Source organism: Pseudoalteromonas sp. 13-15 (genome assembly GCF_001468205.2).
GTDB lineage: Bacteria > Pseudomonadota > Gammaproteobacteria > Enterobacterales > Alteromonadaceae > Pseudoalteromonas > Pseudoalteromonas marina.
Genome location: NZ_CP019162.1, coordinates 1,944,350 through 1,970,789 on the forward strand (window position 1 = coordinate 1,944,350; position 26,440 = coordinate 1,970,789).

The window sequence follows — 26,440 nt, forward strand, 5'->3', positions numbered from 1 at the left end:
AATAAGGGTGGTTGTTGTAATGTGGTTTTGGATTAGGTACTTGTCATTTGCAGTCATATTAATAGCGCTTGCTGCGTACTTTTTAATGGGAAATGTTCCAACATTAGATTTAAAAGAATCTAAAAATGCCGCTGCCGAAGGATTATCTCGCTTTTATGCCTCGATTCGAAATCAAGTTAAAAGCAACAAAGAGCGCGACCAATACGTATTGAGTTTAAAAAAGCCAGATCAAACTGTCGATAGAGTTTTAGAACAGCGTACGCGCACTGTTACCCCCATGCCTGCAAGTTGGACAGGAAGTGTGGAGCCTAGGCGCTTCGAAAACGGTTCAACATTGAAAGATGTTTTAGTTGAGTATGCTAAAAGCGAAGGCATTGAGCTCTATTGGTACTTAAGTAAAGACTATGTCGTTAAAGATCATTTTAGGGTGGACAGTAATTTCACCTCAGCCCTGTACCAAGTAGGCAGAGCTATAAATGATGACTTTGAACACGAGGTTTACACCTACTTTTGTAATAAGCAAAGAGCGGCAGTAATTACTGAATTGCCCTCTGAGTTTGTGCGTGCTAACTGCTTAAAACTCAACATTTGAGTTAGATAAAAAATCACGCTTTTGCGTGATTTTTTATCAAAGCACATCACTTAGAGCGTGTTTGCTTATAAAGCAAACAAATATGATTGAACAAATCCTACAGCTCAAAAACTGCTTTCCAAATGGCAGTCACATTAGTGATGTCTTGTAAAAACTGTTCGCGTTCAACTAACTTTCCTTGCTGATCTAAGCTGAGTACGTGGTAACACGAACGGTAGTCAATATACGCTTTAATTAACTGCTGCTTTTGCTCTTTTGTAATACAGCCTATTTTAGCAGCATCAGTAAGTATTCTTACATTATCTGAAAATACGCTTAGTTGCTCGCTATCGTGTGCATTTTTAAGAACAAGGTATTGCGTAATAAATTCAATGTCGGCCATGCCACCAGCATCTTGTTTTAGGTCAAATAACTGCGTGTTACCTTTTGCAAGGTGGCCACGCATTTTCTCTCGCATTTTAATGACATCATCTTTTAACACAGCCGTTTCACGCGCTTGGCAAAGTATATTTTTACGTATTTGCGAAAAGCGTTCTTCTAACTCATTTTGACCTAAAATAATACGAGCACGAACCAGCGCTTGATGCTCCCATGTCCACGCTTGTGTTTGTTGATAGTGATTAAAGCTCTCTAAATTGATAGCAAGTAAACCCGAAGCACCCTCTGGGCGAAGACGTGTATCTAACTCGTATAAAATACCCGACGCCGTTCGCGTATTAAATAAGTGCATTAAACGTTGGGCAAGTTTTAAATAAAACTGGCGAGAATCAATCGCTTTATCGCCATTGGTTTGACTCGAGCCATCGTGATTGTGAACAAACACAAGATCTAAATCTGAGTCGTAGCCCACTTCAAAACCACCCGTTTTACCATAGGCAATTACGGCAAAACCCTTGTGTTCATTGTCAGTGTTTGGCGGCATGCCAAAGCGCTTTACCGTGTTATGCCATGCAATGTTTACGGCCTGCTCGACTATGGCTTCTGCCAAAGAGGTTAAGTGATCGCTTACTTTCATAACATCCAAAACGCCAGTCGCGTCTGCGGCAGCTATCCGTAATTGATGAGTTTGTTTAAACTGCCTTAACGACTCCATTTGTAGCTCTAAATCGTCGTGCTCTATGCGTAAAAAATATTGACGTATTTCGTCTTTATAAGCGCTAAGTGGTGTTGGTTTATAAAGCACGGCAGGGTCAATTAATTCATCAAGTAAAATTGGGTAACGAGAAATATGCTCACCAATCCACTTACTATGACAACACAAAGAAACTAACTGCTTTAACGTGCCTGGGTTTTCATATAGCAGTTCTAAGTAGGCAGTACGCGAAATAATTTTATTAAGAATTTGGCACACAGTACCAAATACTATGGCACTGGCATTAAAGTCGCTTAGCTGTTTAAGCATGGCTGGCATGAGTTTATCAAGAATCTCACGCCCTCGATTTCCAACTTTTACTTTTGACAAGCGTAATTTAAAGTCTTGCAGTGGTTCTTGCCATTCGTCTTTAGGTTCATTTAAAAAACTGACATCACAATGATCCCACGCACTTATAAATGCACCTTCACACGTGTCTAGAGGCTCTGTTTCTTCCCCTATTACCTGAATAAACTCATTGTGCACCTGCGCCATTACCTGCTCAATTTCATTTACTGACGCTGCAAAGTCTGGTTGCGCTAATAGGTAATTTAACCGTTGTTGGTTTATCTCATCATCAGGCAAAGTTTGCGTTTGCTGATCGTCGAATATTTGCAGGTATTGCTCTACCTTTCGTAAATAAAGATAATTACTTTTCAGCTCTTTTGCTTCGTCGTCATCAATAACCTGGTTTAGTGCTAACTGGTTTAACGCATTAAGTAATGATTGCGTCTGTAAATTAGCCTCTCGCCCGCCGCGTACCATTTGCAGTGCTTGAACAATAAATTCAACTTCTCGTATTCCGCCAGCCCCCAGTTTTATATTATTGGTTAAACGTTTACGGCGAACTTCTTGCGCAATCATGAGTTTCATTTTACGAAGCGATTCAATAACTGAAAAATCAATATAGCGTCGGTATACGAAAGGTTTAAGCAATTGATTAAATTCATCCCAATAATGATTGGGCTTACCAATTAAACGACTTTTAAGCATGGCATAACGCTCCCAATCACGCCCTTGCTCTTGGTAATAATCTTCAATAGCGTTAAAACTCATGACCAATGGGCCACTTTCACCAAATGGCCTAAGGCGCATATCAACCCTAAATACCTGCCCATCCCCTGTTGTTTGGTTAAGTGCTGCTATTAGCTTTTGAGCCACTTTTGTGTAAAACACCTGCGCCTCAATACTTTTTCGGCCGCCTTGAGTTTTAACACTACGAGGGTATGCAAATATAAGGTCGATATCTGAAGAATAGTTAAGTTCTTTACCACCTAACTTGCCCATACCAAGTACCATTAAAGGCAAAGATTGCCCTTGCTCATCTACAGGCTCACCATTGAGCGTGGCCACTTGCGCATGGGCCCACTCGTTAGCGCTTTGAATTAACTTATCAGCGAGCTGGCTAATATACTCAATGCTATCTGCAATTGGGTTTTCACAACATAAATCTAAAAAAGCGACTTTAAGCCAGTATTTTTCACGATATTTGCGAAGTATTTGATGACATTGTGCTTCGTTTATATCTGCCAGTGTTAAGTTTTCGAAGGGGGAAGGTATGTCTCTACTTTTAATTTCGTCTTCACATAGTAACCCGCTTTTTAAATCAGGCTGAGACTGAATACAGCGCCAAGCAAAGTCGCTTAACGCTAATAACCTTACAACTTCGCTTTCTATAGGGTGCTGCGGGTACAGCTGCTCATAGCGCTTTAACCCAAGTTTTTGTAATTGAATAGGAAGTTGTATTGCGTTACTCATCAATCCTCTCTTTTATATCATCAGTAACCGTACTAGAATGATTAAAACCTTTAAGGTTAACTCTAATTAGGACAACCATGTCATATTTATCTTTATCTAACACTAGTTTTGTTGCGATTACTATTAGTTTTGCTGTTATTTGCTTAACTATTTTTTCATTAAGAATAATAACTCAAATTAAATTAAAACAAGCGCTTAAAGATGAATTAGCCCAGCATGATAACTTTGCCATGGGGATCAATTTTGCTTCAGAGATTTCGGTTGTTATTGCAACCATTGCCTTTTTATTTGATGAAATAAGTGTAAGTACCGCACAATCCAATCCACTTAAAGTAGCAATATTAGTGTTGCTGTTGTTTTCATTTATAAAAGTGGGACATTTGATTCACCGAAAGTGGATTTTGCATCGTTTTAACGAAGAAGCGGCTATTTTAAAACAAAATGTATGCGCCGCCTTAGTAGACTCTGGCATGCTAATAGCTAATTTCATTATGACCTTAGGCCTTTATACATGGACCCACACTCAAGGCTTCAGTAACTTATTAATCGCGTTAGTCAGCTTTTTTTTACTGCAAGGTATGTTTGCACTTGATAGTAAAATACGCGAACATCGTTTTGCAAAAGCCAATCAAGGCGCTTCGCTACAAAGTAATTTTAATTTAGAAAATACCTCTATTGGTATTCGCTATGCTGGTAAATCAATTGGTTTAGCGCTTGCCTCGTATGCTGGCTTGTCGAGTGCTACGTTTCAAAACGGTAAAATGGTTGAAAACCTGTTTACACTGGTAATGCATTGCGGTGTAATGTGGATACTGTTATATGCGTTAACATTTATTGTAAAAAAAATATCACTACCCAATATTGATGCAGCACTTGAAGTTGATCATCAAGACAACATAGGTATTGCTTGTATTGAATTTGCTGTTTTTTGTGCAATAGGCTATTTACTAATTAGCATGTTTTCTATTTAACATTAAACATTTTTCGCTTGGGCTTACACAAAACTTGCTTACATAACACTTTGCTTAATTGCACTGGGACATTATGCCATTTGAAGTTACTAACTATCTATTAATCGATATAGATAACGAATTTAGCAGAGCGTTTGCTGGTCACTATTTTAATAGTGCAAAGCGAGATGCCCCAAGTACCTTAGTCATTGCAGGTGCTAATACTCGCCAGTTAGTTAAAATGATGTTTGATGAACTCATTAAAGATTATTGTTATTGCGATTTTGAAAACGAAATTAGCGTTTCTGAGCTTGCCAGTTATTTGCATGAACATCATGACATTAAAGGTGTATTGTTTAATCAAACCGATTATTTACTGGCTGATGAAAAACAACGTTTTATTTATAACTCACTGCATGAAAAACGTTTTTTAGTCACTCAAGATGAAAGCGGTTTTGCTTTTAGCCCTGTAAAAGACGAAGGCTTTTCAAACCACCTATCTTGTCATACCGACATAGCCGATACATCAGTCGATATTATTGAGTTAACAGAGTTACTTAATAAACAATAAATAATTGCACCTAGCTCGCAGCTTACTTAACATAGCGGTATATAACTTTATCGCCAACTTATAAGTGAAATCACATGCGAGTTCCTCATATTTACCAAGCGTCTTCTATTACACTAAACACTCCCGTGTCACTCGATGACGATGCAGCTGGCCACATAGGCAGAGTACTTCGTATGAAAGTAGGCGAACATGTGTCTATTTTTAATGGTGAAGGGGGTGAATACCTAAGTGAAATTATAGAAGTGAGTAAAAAAAATGTAGTGGTTATGCCACAGCAATTTAATCCTCACGACGTAGAATCACCATTAAAAATTCACTTAGGCCAATGCGTATCGCGTGGTGATAAAATGGATTTTACAATTCAAAAGTCAGTTGAGTTAGGTATTACCGAAATCACCCCTATTTTTAGTCAGCGCTGTGGCGTAAAGCTCATTGGCGACCGCCTTGATAAAAAGCATCAACAATGGCAAAAAATAGCGATTGCGGCAGCCGAGCAGTCGGGGCGAAATTATGTACCGGTTGTTCACCCCCCTATAGACATAAAACAGTGGCTTGAGCAATCAACTAACGCGATAAAGCTCACGCTTCACCCTCGCGCAGAACACAGCATTAAAACCATTACTGTACCTGAAGATGGCGTTCGGTTTTTAGTCGGCCCAGAAGGCGGCTTTACTGACGAAGAAATGGCACAAACTAAACAACAAGAATTTGTTGATATTCGTTTAGGGCCACGTGTTTTACGAACTGAAACCGCCGCTTTAACGGTCTTAAGTGCATTACAGCTACAATTTGGTGATTTAGCTAATTGAAATAGCTAAAAACACCCTCATATCAAAGCTATTAGTAAACTCTAGTAGTAATTACACATAGATTAAGGCACAGCGCATGGCAATTAAATTAGGTATTATTTCAGATCCTATTAGTGGGTTTAACATCAAAAAAGACACCGGCTTTGCAATGATGATGCAGGCGCAAGAGCGTGGCTACGAAATTTACTATATGGAGATGGATGATTTATCACTTCGTAAAGGTAAGTCTTATGCCACCGCTGCCAAAGCGCGTGTATTTAACAACGAAGAAAAATGGTACGAACTAGAAGAAAAAACCACCATTGCCCTTGCCGATCTTGATGTAATTTTAATGCGCAAAGATCCGCCGTTTGACACTGAATACATTTACGCAACGTATCTTTTAGAGCGCGCTGAAGATGAAGGCACGTTAATTATTAATAAACCACAAAGCTTGCGTGATGCTAACGAAAAGCTGTTTACTGCATGGTTTAGCGAACACACGCCAGATACCTTAGTTACGCGCAGCCAAAAACAAATTCGTGAATTTTTAGCTGAGCATAAAGACATTATTTTAAAGCCACTTGACGGTATGGGCGGCGCGTCTATTTTTCGTGTAAAAGAAGATGATGCAAACATAGGTGTTATTTGCGAGACCTTGACCGAACACGGTAGCCGTTATGCCATGGTACAAAATTATGTTCCTGCTATTACACAAGGCGATAAACGCGTTCTTGTGGTTGACGGCGAAGTCATTCCCTACTGCTTAGCGCGAATTCCACAAAACGGTGAAACTCGCGGAAATCTAGCCGCAGGCGGTCGTGGTGAAGCTCGCCCATTGAGCGAGTCAGATATGAGAATTGCACAGGCCGTTGCGCCCACTCTTAAAGAAAAAGGTCTTGTATTTGTTGGCCTTGATATTATTGGCGACAAGCTAACCGAAATTAATGTAACAGCACCTACGTGTGTGCGTGAAATTGAAGCCGCGTATGATATATCAATCACAGGTATTCTGTTTGATGCTATTGAGAGAAAATTAGCTAAATAGTAGCCTCAGGTTAAATAAGTTAAATTGGCTTAACGCAATGCGTTTAACGTTTAAATATTAATGCAGCACTTGCTGTATTAATATTTTAATAAAATCAGTTAACTTATTTAGTTATAAAATACAGGGTTGTGCCATACTCAAAATTCATTAACTGAAAGGGTGAAATCTATGCAGTCATTAGAAAATCATTTTTTAATCGCCATGCCGTCAATGCAAGACCCTTTTTTTAAACGTGCTGTTACGTATATTTGCGAGCACAATGAAGATGGGGCAATGGGATTGGTGATAAACCAACCCATCAACGTAACCGTTGGTGAGCTACTTGATAAAATAGAAATCGATAACGACAAAACCCAGCAAGCAGCTAAAGTGGCTGTGTTTGCAGGTGGTCCAGTTAAAACAGATAGAGGTTTTGTGCTTCACTCCCCTAAACTCGGGTATACCTCAAGCCAAAAGCTCAGTAGTGATATTATGATCACCACCTCTAAAGATGTGCTTGCAAGCTTAACGACAGCACATGCCCCTGAGCAGTTTATTATCACCTTAGGGTATGCAGGTTGGGAACAAGGCCAACTAGAACAAGAACTGCTTGATAACAGCTGGCTAATTATAGAAGCGGATCCGGCCATTATTTTTAACACGCCCGCTGAAAAACGATGGGAAAAAGCCGTTTCAATGCTTGGCTTTGATATAGGCCAACTCAGCCCTGAAGCCGGGCATGCTTAAATATCCCCTTTCTAAATTAAGTTCATAATATAAATTCACTTGGAAATAGATACGCTATTACAAGTGAATTTTTTTATGTAAACCTTTAACATAACGGCTTGAAAAGCAGCCTAAGAAAAACATTATCAATGACAAAAAGAACACTTAAGCCACAAGGCGAGCGCACCGTAATGGGGTTTGATTTTGGCACTAAAAGTATTGGTATTGCCGTAGGGCAAGAACTCACTGGCAGCGCATCAAGCCTTAAAGCCGTAAAAGCGCAAGATGGTATTCCAAACTGGGATCATATCGCAGTACAAGTAAACGAATGGCAGCCAGATTTAATGGTGGTCGGTTTACCGCTTAATATGGATGGCACTTCACAAGAGGTGACATTCAAAGCTAAAAAGTTTGCTAACAGATTACATAATCACTATGGCATTCCTGTACAAACACAAGATGAGCGCCTAACAACTGCTGACGCAAAAGCCCGTTTATTTGAGCAAGGTGGTTATAAAAATTTAGGTAAAGGAAATGTAGATAATATGTCTGCGGTAATTATTTTAGAAAGTTTTTTTGAATCATTTTACGGTGAGTAACGCTGTAATTAGGTGTGTTAAATACTAAAAAAGCGCGGCTGGAAAGTCGCGCTTTTTTAATAACAATAACTAATTAGTTATCGTCATCCCCCATTCCATCAATAGTGACACCTTGTAAAAAGCCCGCACCTTGTTGTTCGTTATTGCGCAGTTTAATCATCAAGCGTAAGTCATTTGGTGAATCAGCATGATGCAGTGCATCTGCGTAATTAATACGTTGCTGCCTGTATAACTCAAAAAGGGCTTGGTCAAAGGTTTGCATGCCCATATCGTTAGATTTAGCCATGGCCTCTTTAATGCCGCCAATATCGCCGTTTTTAATCAGCTCTGCCACCATAGGTGAATTAAGCAATATTTCTATGGCGGCAACGCGGCCGTCACCATCTGAGGTAGGTATTAATTGTTGAGCTACAATGGCGCGTAAGTTAAGGGCTAGATCGTATTTTAGCTTGTCATGCTTTTCTTTTGGTACCAAATGCATAATACGGTCAATGGCTTGATTGGCATTGTTGGCATGCAGTGTAGCCACACATAAATGCCCTGTTTCAGCAAAGCTTAATGCGTATTCCATGGTTTCTTGCGAGCGTATTTCACCAATTAAAATAACATCAGGAGCTTGACGTAATGAGCTTTTAAGCGCCGACTCAAAACTATCTGTATCGAGCCCTACTTCGCGTTGAGTAATAATACTTTTGCGATGCTCATGAACAAACTCAATAGGATCTTCAATTGTTAAAATATGACCTCGTTGGTTTCGGTTTCTGTAGCCAATTAAGGCTGCTAATGAGGTCGACTTACCGGTTCCTGTTCCACCAACAAACAAAACTAAACCGCGCTTAGCCATAATGACGTCGGTAAGTGTAGAAGGTAGGCCCAAATCACTGACATCGGGGATCTGTGTCACAATTCGGCGAATAACCATACCTGCTCTATCGCGCTGCCAAAACGCAGAAATACGAAAACGCCCTTCGTCGGTTGCAATAGCAAAGTTACATTCTTTAGTAGCATGAAACTCCGCTTTTTGCTTTTCGCTCATCGCAGACTCAACCAACTGTAAAGACTCTTCGTCAGTGAGTTTGTCGTCGCCCAAAGGAATTAATTCACCGTTTATTTTTGCACTAACAGGTAAACGGCTAGATACAAATAAATCAGAGCCTTTTTTCTCAATCATAGTGATTAAGTAACGGTTTAAAGATAAAGTCATGATAATTCCTTAACCACCAAATTGTGTTTTGTCTTGCGCTTTAGCTTGCGCTGCGGTGTTGGTCACAATGCCTCGGTTAACTAAGTTTGTTAAACATTGATCCATTGTTTGCATACCAATTGATGCCCCCGTTTGAATAGACGAGTACATTTGTGCAATTTTGTCTTCACGAATTAAGTTACGTATGGCGGGTACACCAATCATAATTTCATGAGCAGCCACTCGCCCACCGCCAATTTTTTTAAGGAGTGTTTGTGAAATAACCGCACGCAATGACTCTGACAACATAGAGCGTACCATTGCTTTTTCCTCACCAGGGAATACATCAATAATACGGTCAATGGTTTTTGGCGCTGAGGTTGTATGCAACGTACCAAACACTAAATGACCGGTTTCAGCAGCGGTCATCGCTAGGCGAATAGTTTCTAAATCACGCAACTCACCCACTAATATTACATCGGGGTCTTCACGCAGCGCACTACGTAGTGCGTTTGAAAAACTGTGTGTATCACGATGAACTTCACGTTGGTTAACTAAGCTTAACTTGTTATCGTGAACAAATTCGATTGGATCTTCAATCGTTAAAATATGGTGGTGTTTATTTTGATTTATGTAGTCAACCATGGCCGCAAGTGTTGTTGATTTACCCGACCCTGTTGGCCCGGTAACAAGCACTAACCCACGCGGGTTGTCTGATATTGTTTTAAAAATATCTGGCGCGCCTAAATCATCAAGTGTTAATACTTCACTCGGTATTGTACGAAATACTGCCGCAGGACCGCGGTTTGAATTAAAGGCATTAACACGAAAGCGAGCAAGATTAGGAACCTCAAACGAAAAATCCACCTCAAGGTTTTGTTCGTAATCTTTGCGCTGAGTATCGTTCATAATATCGTAAACTAAACTGTTTACGTCTTTATCTGCAAGGGCTGGTATATTAATGCGGCGAACATCACCATCTACGCGTATCATAGGTGAAACACCCGACGATAAATGTAAATCGGATGCATTGTGTTGCACACTAAACGCTAATAATTCGGTAATATCCATTTATGACTCCACAACTGGCTGATAATTATATGGTTACAATAGCAGAACGACTCACTTGCGCCTACGCAAGAATTTCAAACGCGGCAAAAAACACGCACAGAAGCAAAGATGAAATAACCTTGCTGGCGGTGTCTAAAACCAAACCTAGCGACGATATCGTTGCTGCCTACAATTATGGCCAACGCCAGTTTGGTGAGTCTTATGTTCAAGAAGCTGTAGATAAAATAGCTCAACTGCACACATATAGCGATATCATTTGGCATTTCATTGGCCCTATCCAGTCAAATAAAAGTGCTTTAGTGGCAGAAAATTTTGATTGGGTACAAAGCGTTGATCGAATCAAAATAGCCAAGCGCGTCAACGCTCAGCGCCCAACTAGTAAACCACCAATCAATGTACTTATTCAGGTAAATATTAGCGCCGAGGAGGCAAAGTCGGGCTGTCATCCCGATGACATCGCAAATCTTGCTGAATTTATTAGCCAATGTGATCAGTTAAGATTACGTGGTTTGATGGCTATTCCTGCAAAAAGTGACGATCCAACGACACAAACTCAATATTTTGAGCAATTACAAACTTGCTTTGATAAACTAAAGGCCCAATATCCACAGTTAGACACTCTATCTATGGGTATGAGTAATGACGTTGAAGCCGCAATTAGTGCAGGCTCAACTATGGTGAGGATCGGAACAGACATTTTTGGAACACGAACTTAAAAGGTAAAAACAGATTTATGTCAGATAAAAAAATCGCATTTATAGGCACAGGTAACATGAGCTACGCTATTATTGGTGGCATGGTAAAAAACGGCTTTGACGCAAACAACATCATTGCGACTAACCGCAACCAAGAAAAGCTTGCAAAGGTAGCAGCCGATTTCAAGGTGCAAACCACCAGTGACAATAACGAAGCCCTACGCGATGCTGATGTAATTGTTTTGTCTGTAAAGCCACAAATGATGGGCGATTTATGTAAATCGTTTCAAGAGTCTGGCATCGATTTCAGTAATAAACTATTTATCTCAGTAGCTGCTGGTTTAACAGTAAGCCGCTTGCGCGAAATGTTAGGGCAAGATGTAAAAATTGTACGTTGCATGCCTAATACACCGTCTTTATTAGGGCGTGGCGTCTCTGGCTTATTTGGCGCTGGCGAAACGCAGCAAGAACATGAATTTGTTCAACAAGTATTTGAGTGCACAGGTATTGTGGTGTGGGTCGAACAAGAAGCGCAAATTAACGATATCATTGCAGTAACAGGTTCATCACCAGCTTACTTTTTCTTATTTATGGAAGCCATTGAAGAAAAAGCTAAAGCGCTTGGCTTTAATGATGAAGATGCTCGTCGTTTAGTACAACAAACAGCACTTGGCGCAGCAGAAATGGCATTAAGCCAACCAGAAATTAGCATTTCTCAGCTACGCGCAAACGTAACATCTAAAGGCGGTACTACACATGCCGCAGTTGAGCATTTAAAAGACGAAGGCTTAACTAAAACCGTTGGCGATGCGATGGATGCGTGTATTGCTCGCGCGATGCAAATGGAAAAAGAACTTTAAAACTACTTTATTATTAAAGGTTACACTATGAATGCCATGCAATTTTTGATCAGTACTCTGTTTGATTTGTTTTTAATGGTGGTACTACTGCGTTTTTGGCTACAGTGGGCAAAAGCCGATTTTTACAACCCAATGAGCCAATTTGTGGTTAAAGCAACGTCGTTTGCAGTCAACCCTTTACGTAAAATTATACCCGGGTTAGGTGGGCTTGATCTAGCCTCACTATTGCTGGCATTTATTGTAGCTATTGCCAAAATTAGTACCTTAATGTTAGTAATTTACGGCGCATGGGCTGCGCAACCCGTGTTTATTCAAGCTCTAATTACCGTAATAAAAGAAGGCTTAAACTTAGTATTTTGGGTATTAATTATCCGCGCAATTCTCAGCTGGGTAAGCCAAGGCTACAACCCTATTGAAGCGGTTTTCCACCAGCTTACTGAGCCAATGCTCAAGCCACTTCGTAAAATTATTCCACCAATGGGTGGGTTAGATTTATCAGTACTTGTATTAATTATTGGTATTCAGTTTTTGCAAATGCTGTTAATGGACTTTTTAGCTTAAGCTTTTGTTTTAAGTAAAAGAGGCCTTATGGCCTCTTTTTTATATTTTTGGAGTGAACAATGAATCGATTAATTAAATTTTGTTTTATTGCTTGTTTAACATTCGCATTTAACGCACACAGCGAACAAACATTGGGCGGGCAATATAAAGAACTTGGCGCGTGGCAAGTACATTACATTGCTTTTCCATCAACCTTTATTCAGCCACAAATTGCCAAGGCTTATGGGCTTGAGCGCAGTGGATATAAAGGGATTGTTAATATTTCTGTGTTAAAAAACAATACAGGCAATACAGCTCAAAAGGCCAAGTTATCTGGCACAGCCAGAAACCTACTTGGCAACAAACAAACGCTTAACTTTAAAGAAGTAATTGAAGGCGAGTCGATTTATTACCTTGCCCAAGTCGATTTTACAAACGAAGAAATACTGCGCTTTGAAATTGAAATACAGCAAAGTAATCAATTTCAAACACTGCAATTTCAGCAAAAATTTTACGTAGATAAATAATATTATGAACAAAACTTTAGTCCTTGCCACGGGTAACCCTGGCAAAGTAAGTGAGCTGGCCAACATGTTAAGCCCACTTAATATTAATGTAGTTCCACAAAGTGATTTTAACGTTAGTGAAGTAGCCGAAACCGGTACTACCTTTGTTGAAAATGCCATTATTAAAGCCCGCCATGCAGCTAAAATTACGGGTATGCCAGCCATAGCTGATGATTCCGGCTTAGAGGTTGATGGTTTAAATGGTGCACCGGGGGTTTACTCTGCTCGCTTTGCTGGTGAGAGCGCAAGCGATCAAGACAACATAGATAAACTACTTAATGATTTAGGTAATAACCCAAATCGTAAAGCGCGTTTTTGGTGTGTATTAGTATTAATGCGCCACGCCGATGACCCTACCCCGCTTATTTGCAGCGCAAGCTGGGAAGGCGAAATTACACAAACCCAACATGGCGAAGGCGGGTTTGGTTACGACCCGGTATTTTTTGTTGAAGAGCAAAACTGTACCAGCGCCGAGTTAACCAAAGAGCAAAAAAATGCTGTGAGCCATCGCGGTCAAGCACTACAGGCTTTGCTAAATAAGCTACAACTAAAAGGCGGCCTGTGACTCTTCCTTCTCTAAGTTTATATGTGCACGTACCTTGGTGCGTGCAAAAATGCCCTTATTGCGACTTTAATAGCCACGGGCAAAAAGGCGACATACCAGAAGCAGAATATGTTCAGCATTTAATAGACGATTTAAAAGCCGACTTACACTTAGTCCAAGGGCGAAAAATTCACAGTATATTTATTGGTGGCGGTACCCCAAGTTTATTGACCGGTGATGCTTATACACGCCTACTAAGCGAAGTAGATAGCCTTATAGGCCTTGCCGATAATTGTGAAATAACCCTCGAAGCAAACCCAGGCACAGTAGAAACGGGCCGATTTAAAGAGTATGTGAAAGCAGGTATAAACCGCATTTCAATTGGCATACAGAGCCTGCAAAGCGACAAGTTAAAAGCGCTTGGCCGCATTCATGGCGCTAACGAGGCAACCTATGCAGCAGAGCAAGCCAAAGAAGCTGGTTTAAATAGCTTTAATCTTGATTTAATGCACGGCTTACCAGGGCAAACCTTAGACGATGCATTAAGTGATTTAAAGCAAATTATTGCCCTCGATCCGCCACATATTTCGTGGTACCAACTTACCATAGAGCCTAATACTCAGTTTGCATCTAAACCCCCAACACTTCCTCAAGATGAAACTCTGTGGGATATTCAAGAACAAGGCCAAGCACTACTTGCAGAAGCAGGTTATATACAATACGAAATTTCAGGGTATGCAAAACCAGGCTATCAATGCCAACATAACTTAAATTATTGGCGGTTTGGCGATTATCTGGGGATTGGCTGTGGTGCTCATGGTAAGGTTACCAATGCAAAAACCGGCATAATTACCCGAACAGAAAAGGTCAAACATCCCCGTGGCTACATGGATATGGTAAAGCCTTATTTGTATAAAAGCTGGCACGTTGAGCAAGACGATTTGGCTTTCGAGTTTTTTATGAATCGCTTTCGCCTTGTCGAACCATGCCCAATTGAAGACTACAGTGCGCTGACTAATCAGCCATTGCAAAGCCAACAAGCAGCTTTAAATAAAGCCATAAAAACCGGTTTATTAATAGAAAAAGACGGTCACTGGCAAGTGAGCCTTAAAGGGCATCGCTTTTTAAATGACCTGCTAGAATTGTTCGTATAATGCATTGGGCGTTATACGTCATGTAAAGCGAATACATGAAAAATTAAAATACCCTAATGGGTTTCTAACAACAAAAGGGAAAACAATGCGTAAACTTACCTTTATTGCAGCAGCTGTGAGTGTTGCACTCCTTGCTGGTTGCCAACAAGCACCACAACAATCTGTAACCACTCCAATTGTACAAGCGCAACCTGTACAAAGCGAAATTGACAAAGCCAATGCGTTTTTTGAAGATACCTTTAACCGTGATGTGATGAGCAGCCCGGTTTACCAAACTTACATGGGTATTAAAAAAGATTACGATAAGTGGGATGACGGCAGCGAAGAGCAAAAACTCAAAGACCTCGCTGAAACTAAAGCCGACTTAGTTGCCCTAAACGCGATTAACCGCGACCTGCTAGACAATGCAACTAAAGTAAGCTACGACTTAAAAAAACAAGACTTAGAAAGCTCAATTGCTGACTTTAAATGGCGTTACCACAACTACCCGGTAAACCAAATGTTTGGTACACACTCTATGGTGCCTGCATTTTTAATAAACCAACATTCAATTAGTAATGTTAAAGAAGCAAAAGATTACATTTCGCGTTTAAATGGGGTGCCTACGGTATTTGACCAATTAGTAACTGACTTAGAAACACGAGCAAACAAAGGCATTATTGCACCTAAGTTTGTGTTTCCACATGTTATTGATTCAAGCAAAAACATTATTCAAGGTGCACCATTTGAAAAAGGTGACGATTCAACACTTTTAGCAGACTTTAAACGCAAAGTAACGGCACTTGAAATCAGCCAAGACGAAAAAGATGCACTTATCAGTGAGGCAACTGACGCGTTAAAATCAGCAGTTAAACCAGCTTACTCAAAGCTTATTAACTACCTAGCACAACTTGAAAAACGTGCTGACGACCGTGATGGTGCTTGGAAATTACCTGAAGGTAATACCTTTTACAATAATGCACTTAAACGCACAACCACCACTGATTTAACGGCAAAAGAAATTCATGCAATTGGCCTATCAGAAGTAAGCCGTATACATGACGAAATGCGTGAGATTAAAGATAAAGTAGGCTTTAAGGGCGATTTAAAAGCGTTTATGCAGTTTATGAAAACTGATAAGCAATTTTACTACCCAAATACAGCAGAGGGTAAACAACGCTACCTTGACGAAGCAACAGCTATGATCGACACAATGAAAGTGCGTCTTGATGAGCTATTTATTGTGAAGCCAAAAGCCGACCTTAAAGTAAAAGCAGTTGAAGCTTTCCGTGAAAAAGCGGCGGGTAAAGCATTTTACCAACAGCCTGCGCCAGATGGTTCACGCCCGGGTATTTACTACGCAAACCTTTATGACATGGAAGCGATGCCAACGTACCAAATGGAAGCACTGGCTTACCATGAAGGTATTCCGGGTCACCACATGCAAATAGCTATTTCGCAAGAACTAGAAGGTGTGCCTAAGTTCCGTAAGTTTGGCGGCTACACAGCCTACATTGAAGGTTGGGGTTTATACTCTGAGCTTGTACCTAAAGAAATGGGTATGTACTCAGACCCATACTCAGACTTTGGTCGTCTTTCTATGGAATTATGGCGCGCGTGCCGTTTAGTGGTTGATACTGGTATTCACGCAATGAAGTGGACTCGCCAAGAAGGGATTGATTACTACGTGAATAACACCCCTAATGCCACTTCTGACGGCGTTAAAATGGTTGAACGTCACATTGTAATGCCTTCGCAAGCAACGGCTTACAAAGTAGGTATGTTGAAAATTTTAGAACTACGTGAAGACGCTAAAAAGCAACTTGGCGACAAGTTTGATATTCGTCAGTTCCACGATGTAGTGCTAAAAAATGGCCCTGTGCCACTAAACGTACTAGAAAACTTTGTAAATGAATGGGTAGCAAGCAAAAAAGCTTAATCCCAATTTATAAAGCTAACTAAAAGGTCGCTTATGCGGCCTTTTTTGTATTTTGTACCAATTGGCAATAATAGGTTAAGCTAAACAAAAAGGTATTTAAGAGGCGCAAAAATTATGGAGTTATGCATACAGTTACTTAACGCACGTATTTCAAAGCATCAATTAAATGAACTTGATAATGACTTTAAGCAGTTAAGTCCAGACCAACAAACACAGCAGCTTAATCATCTATACGAAAGCGCTTTGCGTATGAGTATTAAGTACGATTTTATGCAAAATGTAGCAACACGTATTTTAACAAGCAATACCCCACCTGCACCTTTTATCAATCAGTTAACAACCACAGATGCCTTGACGTTTTTTACTCCGGCGCTTAGAGAAAATAAGGGCTTCTTGGCACAAGATACCCAAGGCAATAATGTGTTACACACTGTATTTAAACACGCTAATGCCCAAAAGCTGGCGTTTAATTATGTGCGCTCGTTAATGTTATTTGAGTCTAACGATGACTTAGTAAAAGCGCTTGCCCAACCCAATGCTCGTGGCCTAACACCTGTTGCTTGTTATATTGCGTATGCAAATAAACCAAGCACGCCGGTTAAGCATGAGTTTTCGGCACTGTTAGCCTTGATGGAAATAGAACAAAAACAGAACCCAACAGCTAAACAGCAGTTGGCAAATATATTAAAAGGAACAGATCTTAACGAAACCAGTATTTTACTTAGTGCTGCTTACCTGCAACGTTCAACCGCGCAAGTTGCACATTTAGTTAAAGCGGTTTAGGTCGTGAAAACCTTGATAGATTAAGGGTTGGCCAATCGAGTAACTATTTTACCAAGGTACGAGATTTGTAACCTAATGAGTTACATAAATACTAAACACACCGCTATAAATTTAACCAAGAATAATAGATAGATCCTAGTCGTTTAAGTAGTATTCAACAGTGGTTACTACTCTTACGTTTTTTATTTGTGGTGTATTTGAATCGCGATTAGTAATACTAAACTGCCCTTGGCGAGCTGTTTTTATTTTTCCTAGTTTTGAATTGGAATCCCTAGCAAACTTGTTAGCTACTTCGCGGGCTTTTTCAGTTGCTTGTTGAACCATGGCCGGTTTCACATCGTTTAGCCCTGTAAAAATATACTCAACACGTGTTTCGTAACTATCTTGTACTATGGCAATATTTTGTTTAGCTAATTGGCTTACTTTGCTCAGCGCATTTTGCACCTTGTCTACAGCGCTAGAATAAACGGTCATATTTGAACGAACAATGTACCTAAATTGCTGGTTTTCATTGCCGTACTCGCGCGCCTGCTTATCAACAATAGATTGGCTACCAAGTGATATTTCAGTGTCATCAAAACCATGCAGTTTTAAAAATGCGATCACGGCAGCGTTTTTTTTCTCAACCCTATTCACCAACTTTTCAAGGTCGTTATCTGCATCGCTAAATTGCAAAGGCCATATAACAGTATCGGCAATCACCTCTTGCTCTGCTAATCCTTTAACTTGTACTGTACGCTCCATTTCTTTTACATTTAGTGCTGCACTTTTTAAAATAAACCCTAAGCTAATTAAGCCTAGGCTTAAAAAAATAGCCGCCAGCACAGTGTGAAAACCAGGTGTTTTGATCACAGTACACTCCTTGATTGATATCTATAATACGTATCTATAAACTCGAAATAACCTGTTAAACAGGGTACATTGAGACAATGTATAACGCAAAATTTAAAACTAAGGAAACGCAATGAGCCTAAAGCGAATTAGTCAGTTTTTTAATCCAAGCTCAGTGGCAGTGATAGGCGCGTCAAATAATGCCTCTCGTGCCGGTTTTGTCGTTATGCGTAATTTATTACAAGGCGGTTTTAAAGGACCAATCATGCCTGTAACGCCAAGCTATAGCGCTGTTCATGGCGTACTTGCATACCCGTGTATTAATGATCTACCTAAAGTGCCTGACCTTGCCGTTATTTGTACCAATAAAAATACCCTGTTCGACATTATTAGCCAACTAGGCGAGCTGGGCTGTAAAAGCGCTATTATTATTGCCGATGGCTTAACGAACGATCAAAAAAGTGCGCTAAAAGCATGCGCCCATAAACACCACGTTACTTTATTAGGCCCTAATAGCTTAGGGCTATTAATTCCCCATATTGGCTTAAATGCCAGCTTTTCTCATACAGTGGCAAGCCCAGGTAAAATTGCCTTTGTATCTCAATCTGCAGCGGTATGTTCAACCATATTAGATTGGGCTAAAAATAAAGATATTGGCTTTTCGTACTTTGTTTCTGTGGGAGGGTGTTTAGATATTGATTTTGATGAGCTGCTCGACTTTTTAGGGCGTGATTCAAAAACTAAAGCTATTTTACTTTATATTGATAATATTGAAGACATCCGTGGCTTTATTTCGGCCGCAAGAGCGGCTGCATTTAGTAAACCTGTTATTGCCATAAAAACTGGAAAGACAAATGCTGGCGCTCTTGCTGCAGAGATCCATTCCGGTGGAAAACAAAGCTCTGATGCCGTATACGATGCGTTATTTCAACGTGCGGGTATGCTGCGCGTTAACGACCTACGAGAGCTATTTGCTGCAACACAAACGCTCGCCATGCACCCAAAATTATTACAAGTTGAACAGCTCACTATTTTAACAAATGGTGGAGGTCCGGGTGTTATGGCGGTCGATGAGCTAATTCAACGTTCTGGGAAATTAGCAGTTCTTAGTAGTGAAACACGCAGTGCGCTTAATCATGTTATTCCCCGCTCAGAAGCAACCTCCAACCCGATTGATATTTTTGGTGACTCGGCACCAGCGCGTTACAAACAAGCATTAGAAATATTATTGCATGCAAAAGAAGTAAAAAACTTATTGATAATACACACCCCATCGGCACTGGCTCCAAGTGAAGACTATGCCAATGTAATTGTTCAAGCGCTACAAACGTTGCCCAAAATGGCTCGCCCTTATGTGTTTACCAACTTTATGGGTGAAGATGCTTCATTCGCAGCCAGAAAAATATGCGCTAATAATGCAATTCCTACTTATCGAACACCTGAAGGCGCTGTCGGTGCGTTTATGCACTTGGTATCGTATCGTCGAAACCAAAAACATTTAACGCAAACGCCAGAGTCTAACACTGACGATGCAAAAATAAACAAAGCTGCTGCCACAAGGTTAATAACTGAATATTTAGATGAAGAACAAACCTATCTACCCACTCACAATGCAAGCCAAGTACTAAGCCACTATGGTGTTGAATGTATTGAAACTAAAGTGGCGTACACACCTACTGAAGCAAAAGAACAAGCAATAGAGCTTGGCTTTCCCGTTGCGCTTAAGCTTATAAGCCCAAGTATTGCTTCTAAGTCTGAAGTCGGCGGCGTGGTTTTAAATCTAAACGATGCCAATGAAGTTGAGCAAACCGCATTTGCGATGCTTATTCGAATTAAAAACACTTATCCAGATGCCACTATTGATGGGTTTTCACTCCAAAAAATGGCACCGCGTGCAGGTGCAAACGAGCTGCGGATTGCAATTAAAACAGAGCCTAATTTTGGCCCCGTTATTTTACTTGGTGAGGCAGGTACAGGACTTGAGTACGCTCAAGCGGCAGTAGCTCTCCCTCCCCTTAATATGAACTTGGCTAAATACTTAATTGCTGCCGCACATGATAAAGGCGTATTAAAAGATCGCATTTTACCTGAAAAGGTCGACAAATATCGTTTATGTGCGTTGCTCACGCGTATTTCACAGCTCGTTGTGGATCAACCCGATATTAGCGCAATGGAACTTAACCCAATACTTGCAAGTAACGGGCAATTTTTAGTACTTGATGCCACCATAACGCTAAATCGATACCAGTCAAAAAGTAACCGTAAACGGTTATGTATTCGCCCCTACCCTATAGATCTTGTAGAAATAGTAACGCTAAAAAATAATACTCAAGCAACGCTTAGGCCAATAAAACCTGAAGATGAACAAGCCCATAAGGCATTTGATCAATCACTCAATAAAAAAGATCGTTACAAACGCTTTTTTGGCGAGTTACCTCAATTTAACCACGATCAACTTGCTAAAATGACTCAAATTGATTACGACCGAGAAATGGCGTTTATTGTTTGCCAACGCTTAGAGGGAAAAACACGTACCTTAGGGGTGTCGCGTGTGATTATGGATCCCGACAACGTGCATGCCGAGTTTGCTATTGTGGTTCGTTCTGACTGCCAGGGCTTAGGGCTAGGTCGAATTTTAATGAATGCTGCAATTAACCATTGTAAACGCCAAGGCGTTGAATGGATTGAAGGTATAACACTACCAGAAAACACAGGTATGATTGAACTTGCCCGCAAGTTGGGCTTTAAAGTAAGCCGCGATTTTGAAGAAGGCAGCATTAACATGGTGCTCAACACAAAATAAACTCAGCCCAATAACTTAAGTTATGTTCAGAGCGCCTAAAACCAATAAGGCGCTATAATATTGCAACTTAACGTGCACTGTGCTTAAAAGGAATAATAACACTATTTTTGATATTTATGACCGCTTATCTATGATCTGCGTGTAGGTTACTACTAAAAATATCTTGCCAGTCACGTACTATGAGCGCTGGTACATCTTCACTTGGAACAGGCTTACTAAATAAATAGCCCTGAAAATGCTTGCACCCTAACGCGGTTAAAAACAGAAGCTGCTGCAGGCTTTCAACGCCCTCAGCCACACACTCTTTGCCTAAACTGTGTGCCAATGTGAGTGTTGATTCAATAATTGCCTCATCATCAGAATCAATGCCGATGTCTTGGACAAAACTTCGATCAATCTTAAGCACATCTATAGGAAAACGCTTTAAGTAAGTCAGCGATGCATAGCCGGTACCAAAGTCGTCCATATAGAGTTTACAGCCTAACTCTTTTAGCTTTTTCATACTTTGCAGTGCAAGGTTTGAGTCACGCATTAAAATAGATTCTGTTATTTCAAATACAATAGCCTCTGATGGCACGTTAGCATTGATAAGCGCTTTTTTAATCTCTGGCACAAGTTCTATAAATTCAAAATCTAATGCCGATAAGTTAATCGATAAATACAAATCAGGAGATGCTTTTCGCCATTCGTTAAGCTCATTTAATGCTCTGCCAAAGGTTTGTAGCATTATTTTAGTTATTAAACCAACACCTTCAGCCGCCAACGAAAACTCCTGTGTTTGGATTCGCTTATTTTCAGGCCAGCGAAGTAATACTTCAAAGCCTTCAGTTTGATGTGTGTGAGCATTTATAATAGGTTGGTAGTAATTACAAAACTCATGCTCTTGATAAGCTTTTGTTAACTGTGATTCTAAATGAAGGGCTTTTTGAACATGCTGATTCATTTCTTGTTTGTAAAATTGATAATTACTTTCAAGCGCACCTTTGGCATGATAGAGCGCAATGTTTGCCGCCTTCACTAAGGCACCACTTTGTGTTGCATCATCAGGAGAAATAGCAACACCAATGCTTAAATTAATATTCACTACTTGGTCGTTAATACTTATATTTTGATTCACGCAATCCATAAGTTTGGTACAAATAAGTAATACTTCTTCTATTTGGTGAATATCTTCAACCAGGACCACGAATTCATCACCACCAAATCGTGCAATACTGTCTGATGAACGTAGTGAGCATTTTAATCGCTCTGCAACTTTTTTAATAAGTTCATCGGCGACTTCGTGGCCTAATGAATCATTAAAATATTTAAAGCGCTTAATATTAATATGTAAAAGCGCAGCTTTGCATAAGTGCTTTTGGGCTTGCTCAAGGGCATGCTCAACTCTATCATTAAACAACGTACGATTTGGTAAGCCGGTTAACACATCAAAGTTAGCGAGTTGGTGCAGTTCACTCTCTGCCAGTTTTTGTGCATGTATATCCGTTAAAATAATCACGTAGCTGCTTAAGCGTTGTTCTGTATCAGCAACCGCACTTATTTTAACTAGCACATGGCGCGACTCTCCATTGTGAAGGCGTACCATATCTTCACAAGAAAAATGCTCCCCTTCTGAGAGCTTTTTCATAATACGTAAGTAATCAACACGGCTTTTAGGCGACATACCTAAGTTTAACGCCCTGCTTGAAATGGGCTCTGCAGCAAAGTTAAAAGCGGTTTGAAGTGATTTATTAGATGCACGAACATTAAAGTTTTTATCGAGAATAAAAACCCAATCACGAGTTTGTTCAAATGCAGCAGTAAATAAGCGTGCGTGCTCTTCAAATACCATTTCACGGGTCATGTTAGTGTATGTACCCGCTACTTTTTGAGGCGTTTTTTCATCCCACTCAACCACTTTGCCAAAGTCTTTATACCAACGCCAATAGCCTTTGGCATGGCGAACACGGTATGTGCAGTTAAAGTAGCCTTTATCGGTCGACAAAAACTCTAACCACTCTAAACGAAATAGTTGTTTCTCTTGCGGATGTATTTTAGCCAAGTATTCATCAAGGCTTACAGTATCGTGTTTATAACCCAGCTCATTACTTAAACGAGGCTGGTAAATACTTGGATTACTTGACTGCCAATCCCATACGCCAGACTCACTGCCTTCAAGGGCAAGCTTTAAACGGGACTCACTGTCTTTACTTTCTTTATGCGCAGCCAATAAGATACGTTGAATTTTATTACGTCGCTTAACCCACATGGCAATAAAAAATAAAAATAAAGCGCCGTATAACACCATAAAATAAGGCGCACGCCAAAGTGGGTATTTAACCTTTATTTTTAATGTAGCTGGCTTGGTAAAAATTCCCGTTAAGGGGTCTTTAGCCCACACTTTTAATGTATAACTACCTGGGTTTAACTTAGGAAATAGTACTCGGTTATTATTTCTTGCGTAGGTTTTTTGCCCGTTATCAAGCTGGTACTCATAAATAATACGTTCTTGATTACTAAAAGCCATTGCAGAAAAAGCCACTTCAAGACCAATATCATCGTGGTTTAAAACGACTTCATTCAGAGGTTGCCTTAAATCGCGAGATAACTCTCGGGACATTAAATTTACCCGCGTTATATTTACATGCTCTATAAGCGGCTTATAACTTTGGTTTTCCATTGGATGAAAATACGTTATTCCTTTTAACCCCCCATATACAATGCGGCCATCGTTAAGCTGCGCCATTGCTGAGCTATTAAATTCAGCCGATAAAAGCCCCTCGGCTGTACTAAACTGCTGAAAGTGGAGCGTTTCTGGATTTAAACGCCATATTCCTTTATGGCTACTCATCCAAATCATACCGTCGTCGTCAAGCACCATACTGTAAAGTAATGTACCTAGTTTATTCTTATCAAGATCAATAGTATGAAGGTGTTCATACGTTGATGAATCAATACCAATTAAGCCAAAGTTAGAAAGAGAGATCCATAACACGTTGTTATTATCAATTACGTATGAAAGCACACTAATTGCAACGTTTTCATGTTGTTTGGGTACTTTATAAATCATTTCTAACGCTAGGTTGTTAGGGTTTAATTGATATAAAATACCGGCATTAAAAAAGAGTGGCCAATCAGGCTTATTTGGTAAAGCGGGTAAAAAACCATGCGCTAAAAAAGGGTTAAATTGTGCCAATTCACCGCCCAATCGTGTCACAATTTTAGTGTCTATGTTATAAACAAACGCGCCATGGTCACGATGCATAAAATATAAATCGCCATTTGGCATTAAAGCAACACCGTGTACCCACCCTGCGATATGATCTTGGTTTGCCGCATTTTTTGTTTTAGGCTCAGTGACTTGGTACGTATTTGGATCAAAAATATACAAGCCTCGATTTGTATTAAGCCAAAGCATATTTTTATAGGGCATAATTTGCCAAACACTAAACTCGCGTGTGTAAGCGTCAGCTTTATAATCTTTTAAATATACTTTGCTGGTATTGGTTTTTAAATCAACCTCAGTTAAGCCATTATTGGTTGCAAGCCAGAGCTTTTCGTTAAATTCGGTTATTCCCCATATTGAATGGTGAGATAAACCTGCGCCACCCAGCACACTGCCATCAACATTGTTAAAATGATACGTATCTTTTGATAGATAAAAGGCACCATCACTTTTTGTGGCCACCCATACACCACCAGACTTATCTTTGGCCATATCAATAATGCTGGTGTCGGCTAAGGTATATTTACTTTGAGTGATTCGTGTATTTTTTATTAACTCACCACTGTTTAAATCAAACTTGAATAACCCTTTGTCTGTCGCAAGATCGATTTCACCTTGGTTGTACTCTATTTTCCACACATTTAGGTCGGCAAGTAATACTTTATTTTTGAATGCAATGTCGGGACGTTCAAACATGCTTGGTAAATCACTAATATCAACCTGATACATACCTTTAACCGCACCGACTAATAACTGGTTATTTTCACCCAGCTCAAACGACTTAACATTATTTTGGTAAACATGCGCCGCCTCACCTTTTAAATGCTGTAATGGACGAGTTAGATCATTAGCAATATCATGAACGTAAGCACCGTGAGAGGTCGCTATAAAAATGTAACCGTTATAATGAAACAAGCTTCTTACTAATGTATTTTTGTATTCTTTAGGCAGCTCAAAAACAGATTCAATCACACCGCTTTGAATATCGAGCTTCGCAAAATCTCGACCTCGTCCAATCCATAGTGTTTTTGAATCAGCCGCTAGCATGGTAAATACTGATTGATTAAAAATTTGCTCTTCGTTGCTTGGAGGACTTAAAAATTGCTTGTAAGTATCTGTGGCTGGATCATATCTAAAAAGACCCTCGAGTAATGAGGCAATCCAAATATAACCGTCTACGTCTTGGTATATTCTGTCAATAATTGCTTCTTCTAGCTCTCCATTTGGGCCATTAATCGGGGTTACTTGATACCCATCGTAACGGTTTAACCCCCCTTCGGTAGAAAGCCACAAATACCCGTTGTTATCAATGAGTATGGTATTAACGTAACTTTGTGATAGGCCTTCACTGGGTGATAAACGCTTAACTTGTGCACCAGCCTGGCAACTCACTATAGTTATTAAAACTAAGCAGCAACTTAAAATCCAATTAACGCCCTTACTCATGGTCATTCCATATGGTTTTTTATTTTTATGGGTACTCTAGTGCGACAATATTGCGGTGCTTATACATATCAAAAAGTACGTGTAGATCAGCAGTATATGTTAACACTTGGTTAAAACCAATACTGAGGTATAAATCGACTATGTTTTTAAATGCAAAGGTATAAACATGCATGTGTTGATGCTTCAAAAGATCAGTTATTAATTGCTTTGCTAGCCCTTTTGAGCGATGTTCTTTAGCAACATAAACCGTGGATAAAAACAAAAAATTGGATTTATGTTGCACCCTACATGCAGCCACTATTTGCTCATCTAAGTATATAACCCATACTTGATCTTGCTTATTAGCGCGCCCGCTAGCCCCATGTAGTTTGTAAAATTTATTTACTAAGGGTGTTTTTACTTTATCTAATAATTGGGTGGTATACATTTTAACTAAGCATTAGTGCCAAATATTGCTCAAATTTTTGTTTTAATACCGTTTGCTCTGCTACTGGACGGCTATGGATTGTATTATAAACTTGCTCGCGTGTTTTTTTATTACGCTTAATTTGGTATGCCCAAAATGAGGCTTCATAGTCGAGCTGGATTTGGTACTTATCTTCACGTGGTAATAAACATAGGTTAAAACTCACAGGATTTCCTCATTCTTTATATGGCTTAGGGTGTAATACATAGCTTGCAGTGCTGGGCAAAAAGCA

General features: G+C 39.9%; 23 protein-coding genes. 16 read left to right on the forward strand and 7 right to left on the reverse strand.

Going from position 1 to position 26,440, the window contains the following annotated elements; translation table 11 throughout:
* The first annotated feature begins 19 nt into the window (after positions 1 to 19).
* Complete coding sequence (locus ATS72_RS09065) at positions 20 to 592, forward strand: toxin co-regulated pilus biosynthesis Q family protein (RefSeq protein WP_033025327.1); 573 nt, start codon at positions 20 to 22, stop codon at positions 590 to 592.
* A 97-nt stretch (positions 593 to 689) separates the two neighbouring features.
* On the opposite strand, the gene glnE is transcribed toward ATS72_RS09065, so the two are convergent.
* A complete protein-coding gene (glnE, locus tag ATS72_RS09070) occupies positions 690 to 3,482 on the reverse strand; it encodes a bifunctional [glutamate--ammonia ligase]-adenylyl-L-tyrosine phosphorylase/[glutamate--ammonia-ligase] adenylyltransferase (RefSeq protein ID WP_058429708.1) in 2,793 nt (930 codons plus the stop codon).
* Positions 3,483 to 3,559: 77 nt separating this feature from the next.
* Here glnE and ATS72_RS09075 point away from each other — a divergent pair, with 77 nt between their 5' ends.
* The 6 genes from ATS72_RS09075 to ruvX all read left to right on the forward strand — a co-directional run bounded on the left by ATS72_RS09075 (position 3,560) and on the right by ruvX (position 8,143).
* Positions 3,560 to 4,453 carry a DUF350 domain-containing protein gene (locus tag ATS72_RS09075; RefSeq protein WP_006793184.1) on the forward strand — a complete coding sequence of 298 codons (894 nt, stop codon included), beginning with the start codon at positions 3,560 to 3,562 and terminating at the stop codon, positions 4,451 to 4,453.
* Positions 4,454 to 4,526: 73 nt separating this feature from the next.
* The gene (locus tag ATS72_RS09080; RefSeq protein ID WP_006793185.1) at positions 4,527 to 5,003 is read left to right on the forward strand and encodes a hypothetical protein; all 477 of its coding nucleotides are present in this window, start codon (positions 4,527 to 4,529) and stop codon (positions 5,001 to 5,003) included.
* Between the two features lie 74 nt (positions 5,004 to 5,077).
* Positions 5,078 to 5,812 carry a 16S rRNA (uracil(1498)-N(3))-methyltransferase gene (rsmE, locus tag ATS72_RS09085; RefSeq protein ID WP_006793186.1) on the forward strand — a complete coding sequence of 245 codons (735 nt, stop codon included), beginning with the start codon at positions 5,078 to 5,080 and terminating at the stop codon, positions 5,810 to 5,812.
* 76 nt (positions 5,813 to 5,888) lie between these two features.
* Positions 5,889 to 6,839: a glutathione synthase gene (gene gshB / locus ATS72_RS09090; RefSeq protein ID WP_008132396.1), complete on the forward strand. Its 951-nt coding sequence runs from the start codon at positions 5,889 to 5,891 to the stop codon at positions 6,837 to 6,839.
* A gap of 168 nt (positions 6,840 to 7,007) precedes the next feature.
* The gene (locus ATS72_RS09095) at positions 7,008 to 7,565 is read left to right on the forward strand and encodes a YqgE/AlgH family protein (RefSeq protein ID WP_008132397.1); all 558 of its coding nucleotides are present in this window, start codon (positions 7,008 to 7,010) and stop codon (positions 7,563 to 7,565) included.
* A gap of 128 nt (positions 7,566 to 7,693) precedes the next feature.
* A complete protein-coding gene (ruvX, locus tag ATS72_RS09100) occupies positions 7,694 to 8,143 on the forward strand; it encodes a Holliday junction resolvase RuvX (RefSeq protein WP_058429707.1) in 450 nt (149 codons plus the stop codon).
* 73 nt (positions 8,144 to 8,216) lie between these two features.
* On the opposite strand, the gene ATS72_RS09105 is transcribed toward ruvX, so the two are convergent.
* Together ATS72_RS09105 and ATS72_RS09110 are read right to left on the reverse strand one after the other, a co-directional pair.
* The gene (locus ATS72_RS09105; RefSeq protein ID WP_010556578.1) at positions 8,217 to 9,347 is read right to left on the reverse strand and encodes a PilT/PilU family type 4a pilus ATPase; all 1,131 of its coding nucleotides are present in this window, start codon (positions 9,345 to 9,347) and stop codon (positions 8,217 to 8,219) included.
* A 9-nt stretch (positions 9,348 to 9,356) separates the two neighbouring features.
* A complete protein-coding gene (locus ATS72_RS09110; RefSeq protein ID WP_006793191.1) occupies positions 9,357 to 10,397 on the reverse strand; it encodes a type IV pilus twitching motility protein PilT in 1,041 nt (346 codons plus the stop codon).
* 2 nt (positions 10,398 to 10,399) lie between these two features.
* Here ATS72_RS09110 and ATS72_RS09115 point away from each other — a divergent pair, with 2 nt between their 5' ends.
* From ATS72_RS09115 to ATS72_RS09150, 8 genes are all read left to right on the forward strand, one after another.
* A complete protein-coding gene (locus tag ATS72_RS09115; RefSeq protein ID WP_058429706.1) occupies positions 10,400 to 11,113 on the forward strand; it encodes a YggS family pyridoxal phosphate-dependent enzyme in 714 nt (237 codons plus the stop codon).
* Between the two features lie 17 nt (positions 11,114 to 11,130).
* Entirely contained in the window at positions 11,131 to 11,952 is an 822-nt protein-coding gene (proC, locus tag ATS72_RS09120) for a pyrroline-5-carboxylate reductase (protein ID WP_006793193.1), read from the forward strand.
* A 27-nt stretch (positions 11,953 to 11,979) separates the two neighbouring features.
* On the forward strand, positions 11,980 to 12,513 hold the full coding sequence (locus ATS72_RS09125; protein WP_006793194.1) for a YggT family protein: 534 nt from the start codon (positions 11,980 to 11,982) through the stop codon (positions 12,511 to 12,513).
* Positions 12,514 to 12,572: 59 nt separating this feature from the next.
* Entirely contained in the window at positions 12,573 to 13,019 is a 447-nt protein-coding gene (locus ATS72_RS09130; protein ID WP_058429705.1) for a DUF4426 domain-containing protein, read from the forward strand.
* Between the two features lie 4 nt (positions 13,020 to 13,023).
* Entirely contained in the window at positions 13,024 to 13,623 is a 600-nt protein-coding gene (locus ATS72_RS09135) for an XTP/dITP diphosphatase (protein ID WP_008132404.1), read from the forward strand.
* Complete coding sequence (gene hemW / locus ATS72_RS09140) at positions 13,620 to 14,756, forward strand: radical SAM family heme chaperone HemW (protein ID WP_058429704.1); 1,137 nt, start codon at positions 13,620 to 13,622, stop codon at positions 14,754 to 14,756. Before ATS72_RS09135 ends, hemW begins: the two co-directional genes overlap by 4 nt.
* Positions 14,757 to 14,841: 85 nt before the next feature.
* Positions 14,842 to 16,674 (forward strand): DUF885 domain-containing protein, encoded by a 1,833-nt coding sequence (locus ATS72_RS09145; protein WP_058429703.1) that lies wholly within the window; start codon positions 14,842 to 14,844, stop codon positions 16,672 to 16,674.
* Positions 16,675 to 16,788: 114 nt separating this feature from the next.
* Positions 16,789 to 17,457, forward strand: a complete 669-nt coding sequence (locus tag ATS72_RS09150; protein WP_058429702.1) for a hypothetical protein — start codon at positions 16,789 to 16,791, stop codon at positions 17,455 to 17,457.
* Positions 17,458 to 17,592: 135 nt separating this feature from the next.
* On the opposite strand, the gene ATS72_RS09155 is transcribed toward ATS72_RS09150, so the two are convergent.
* Positions 17,593 to 18,309 (reverse strand): SIMPL domain-containing protein, encoded by a 717-nt coding sequence (locus tag ATS72_RS09155; RefSeq protein WP_006793200.1) that lies wholly within the window; start codon positions 18,307 to 18,309, stop codon positions 17,593 to 17,595.
* 112 nt (positions 18,310 to 18,421) lie between these two features.
* Between ATS72_RS09155 and ATS72_RS09160 the strand changes: the two genes are divergently transcribed.
* Complete coding sequence (locus ATS72_RS09160) at positions 18,422 to 21,091, forward strand: bifunctional acetate--CoA ligase family protein/GNAT family N-acetyltransferase (RefSeq protein ID WP_058429701.1); 2,670 nt, start codon at positions 18,422 to 18,424, stop codon at positions 21,089 to 21,091.
* A 124-nt stretch (positions 21,092 to 21,215) separates the two neighbouring features.
* Here the strand turns inward: ATS72_RS09160 and ATS72_RS09165 are convergent, their stop codons facing one another.
* The 3 genes from ATS72_RS09165 to ATS72_RS09175 are packed head-to-tail and all read right to left on the reverse strand — an operon-like array spanning position 21,216 to position 26,374.
* Complete coding sequence (locus ATS72_RS09165; RefSeq protein ID WP_058429700.1) at positions 21,216 to 25,742, reverse strand: EAL domain-containing protein; 4,527 nt, start codon at positions 25,740 to 25,742, stop codon at positions 21,216 to 21,218.
* Between the two features lie 25 nt (positions 25,743 to 25,767).
* A complete protein-coding gene (locus tag ATS72_RS09170; RefSeq protein ID WP_008132419.1) occupies positions 25,768 to 26,169 on the reverse strand; it encodes a GNAT family N-acetyltransferase in 402 nt (133 codons plus the stop codon).
* A gap of 1 nt (position 26,170) precedes the next feature.
* A complete protein-coding gene (locus ATS72_RS09175) occupies positions 26,171 to 26,374 on the reverse strand; it encodes a DUF3283 family protein (protein WP_006793205.1) in 204 nt (67 codons plus the stop codon).
* Positions 26,375 to 26,440 lie beyond the last annotated feature (66 nt).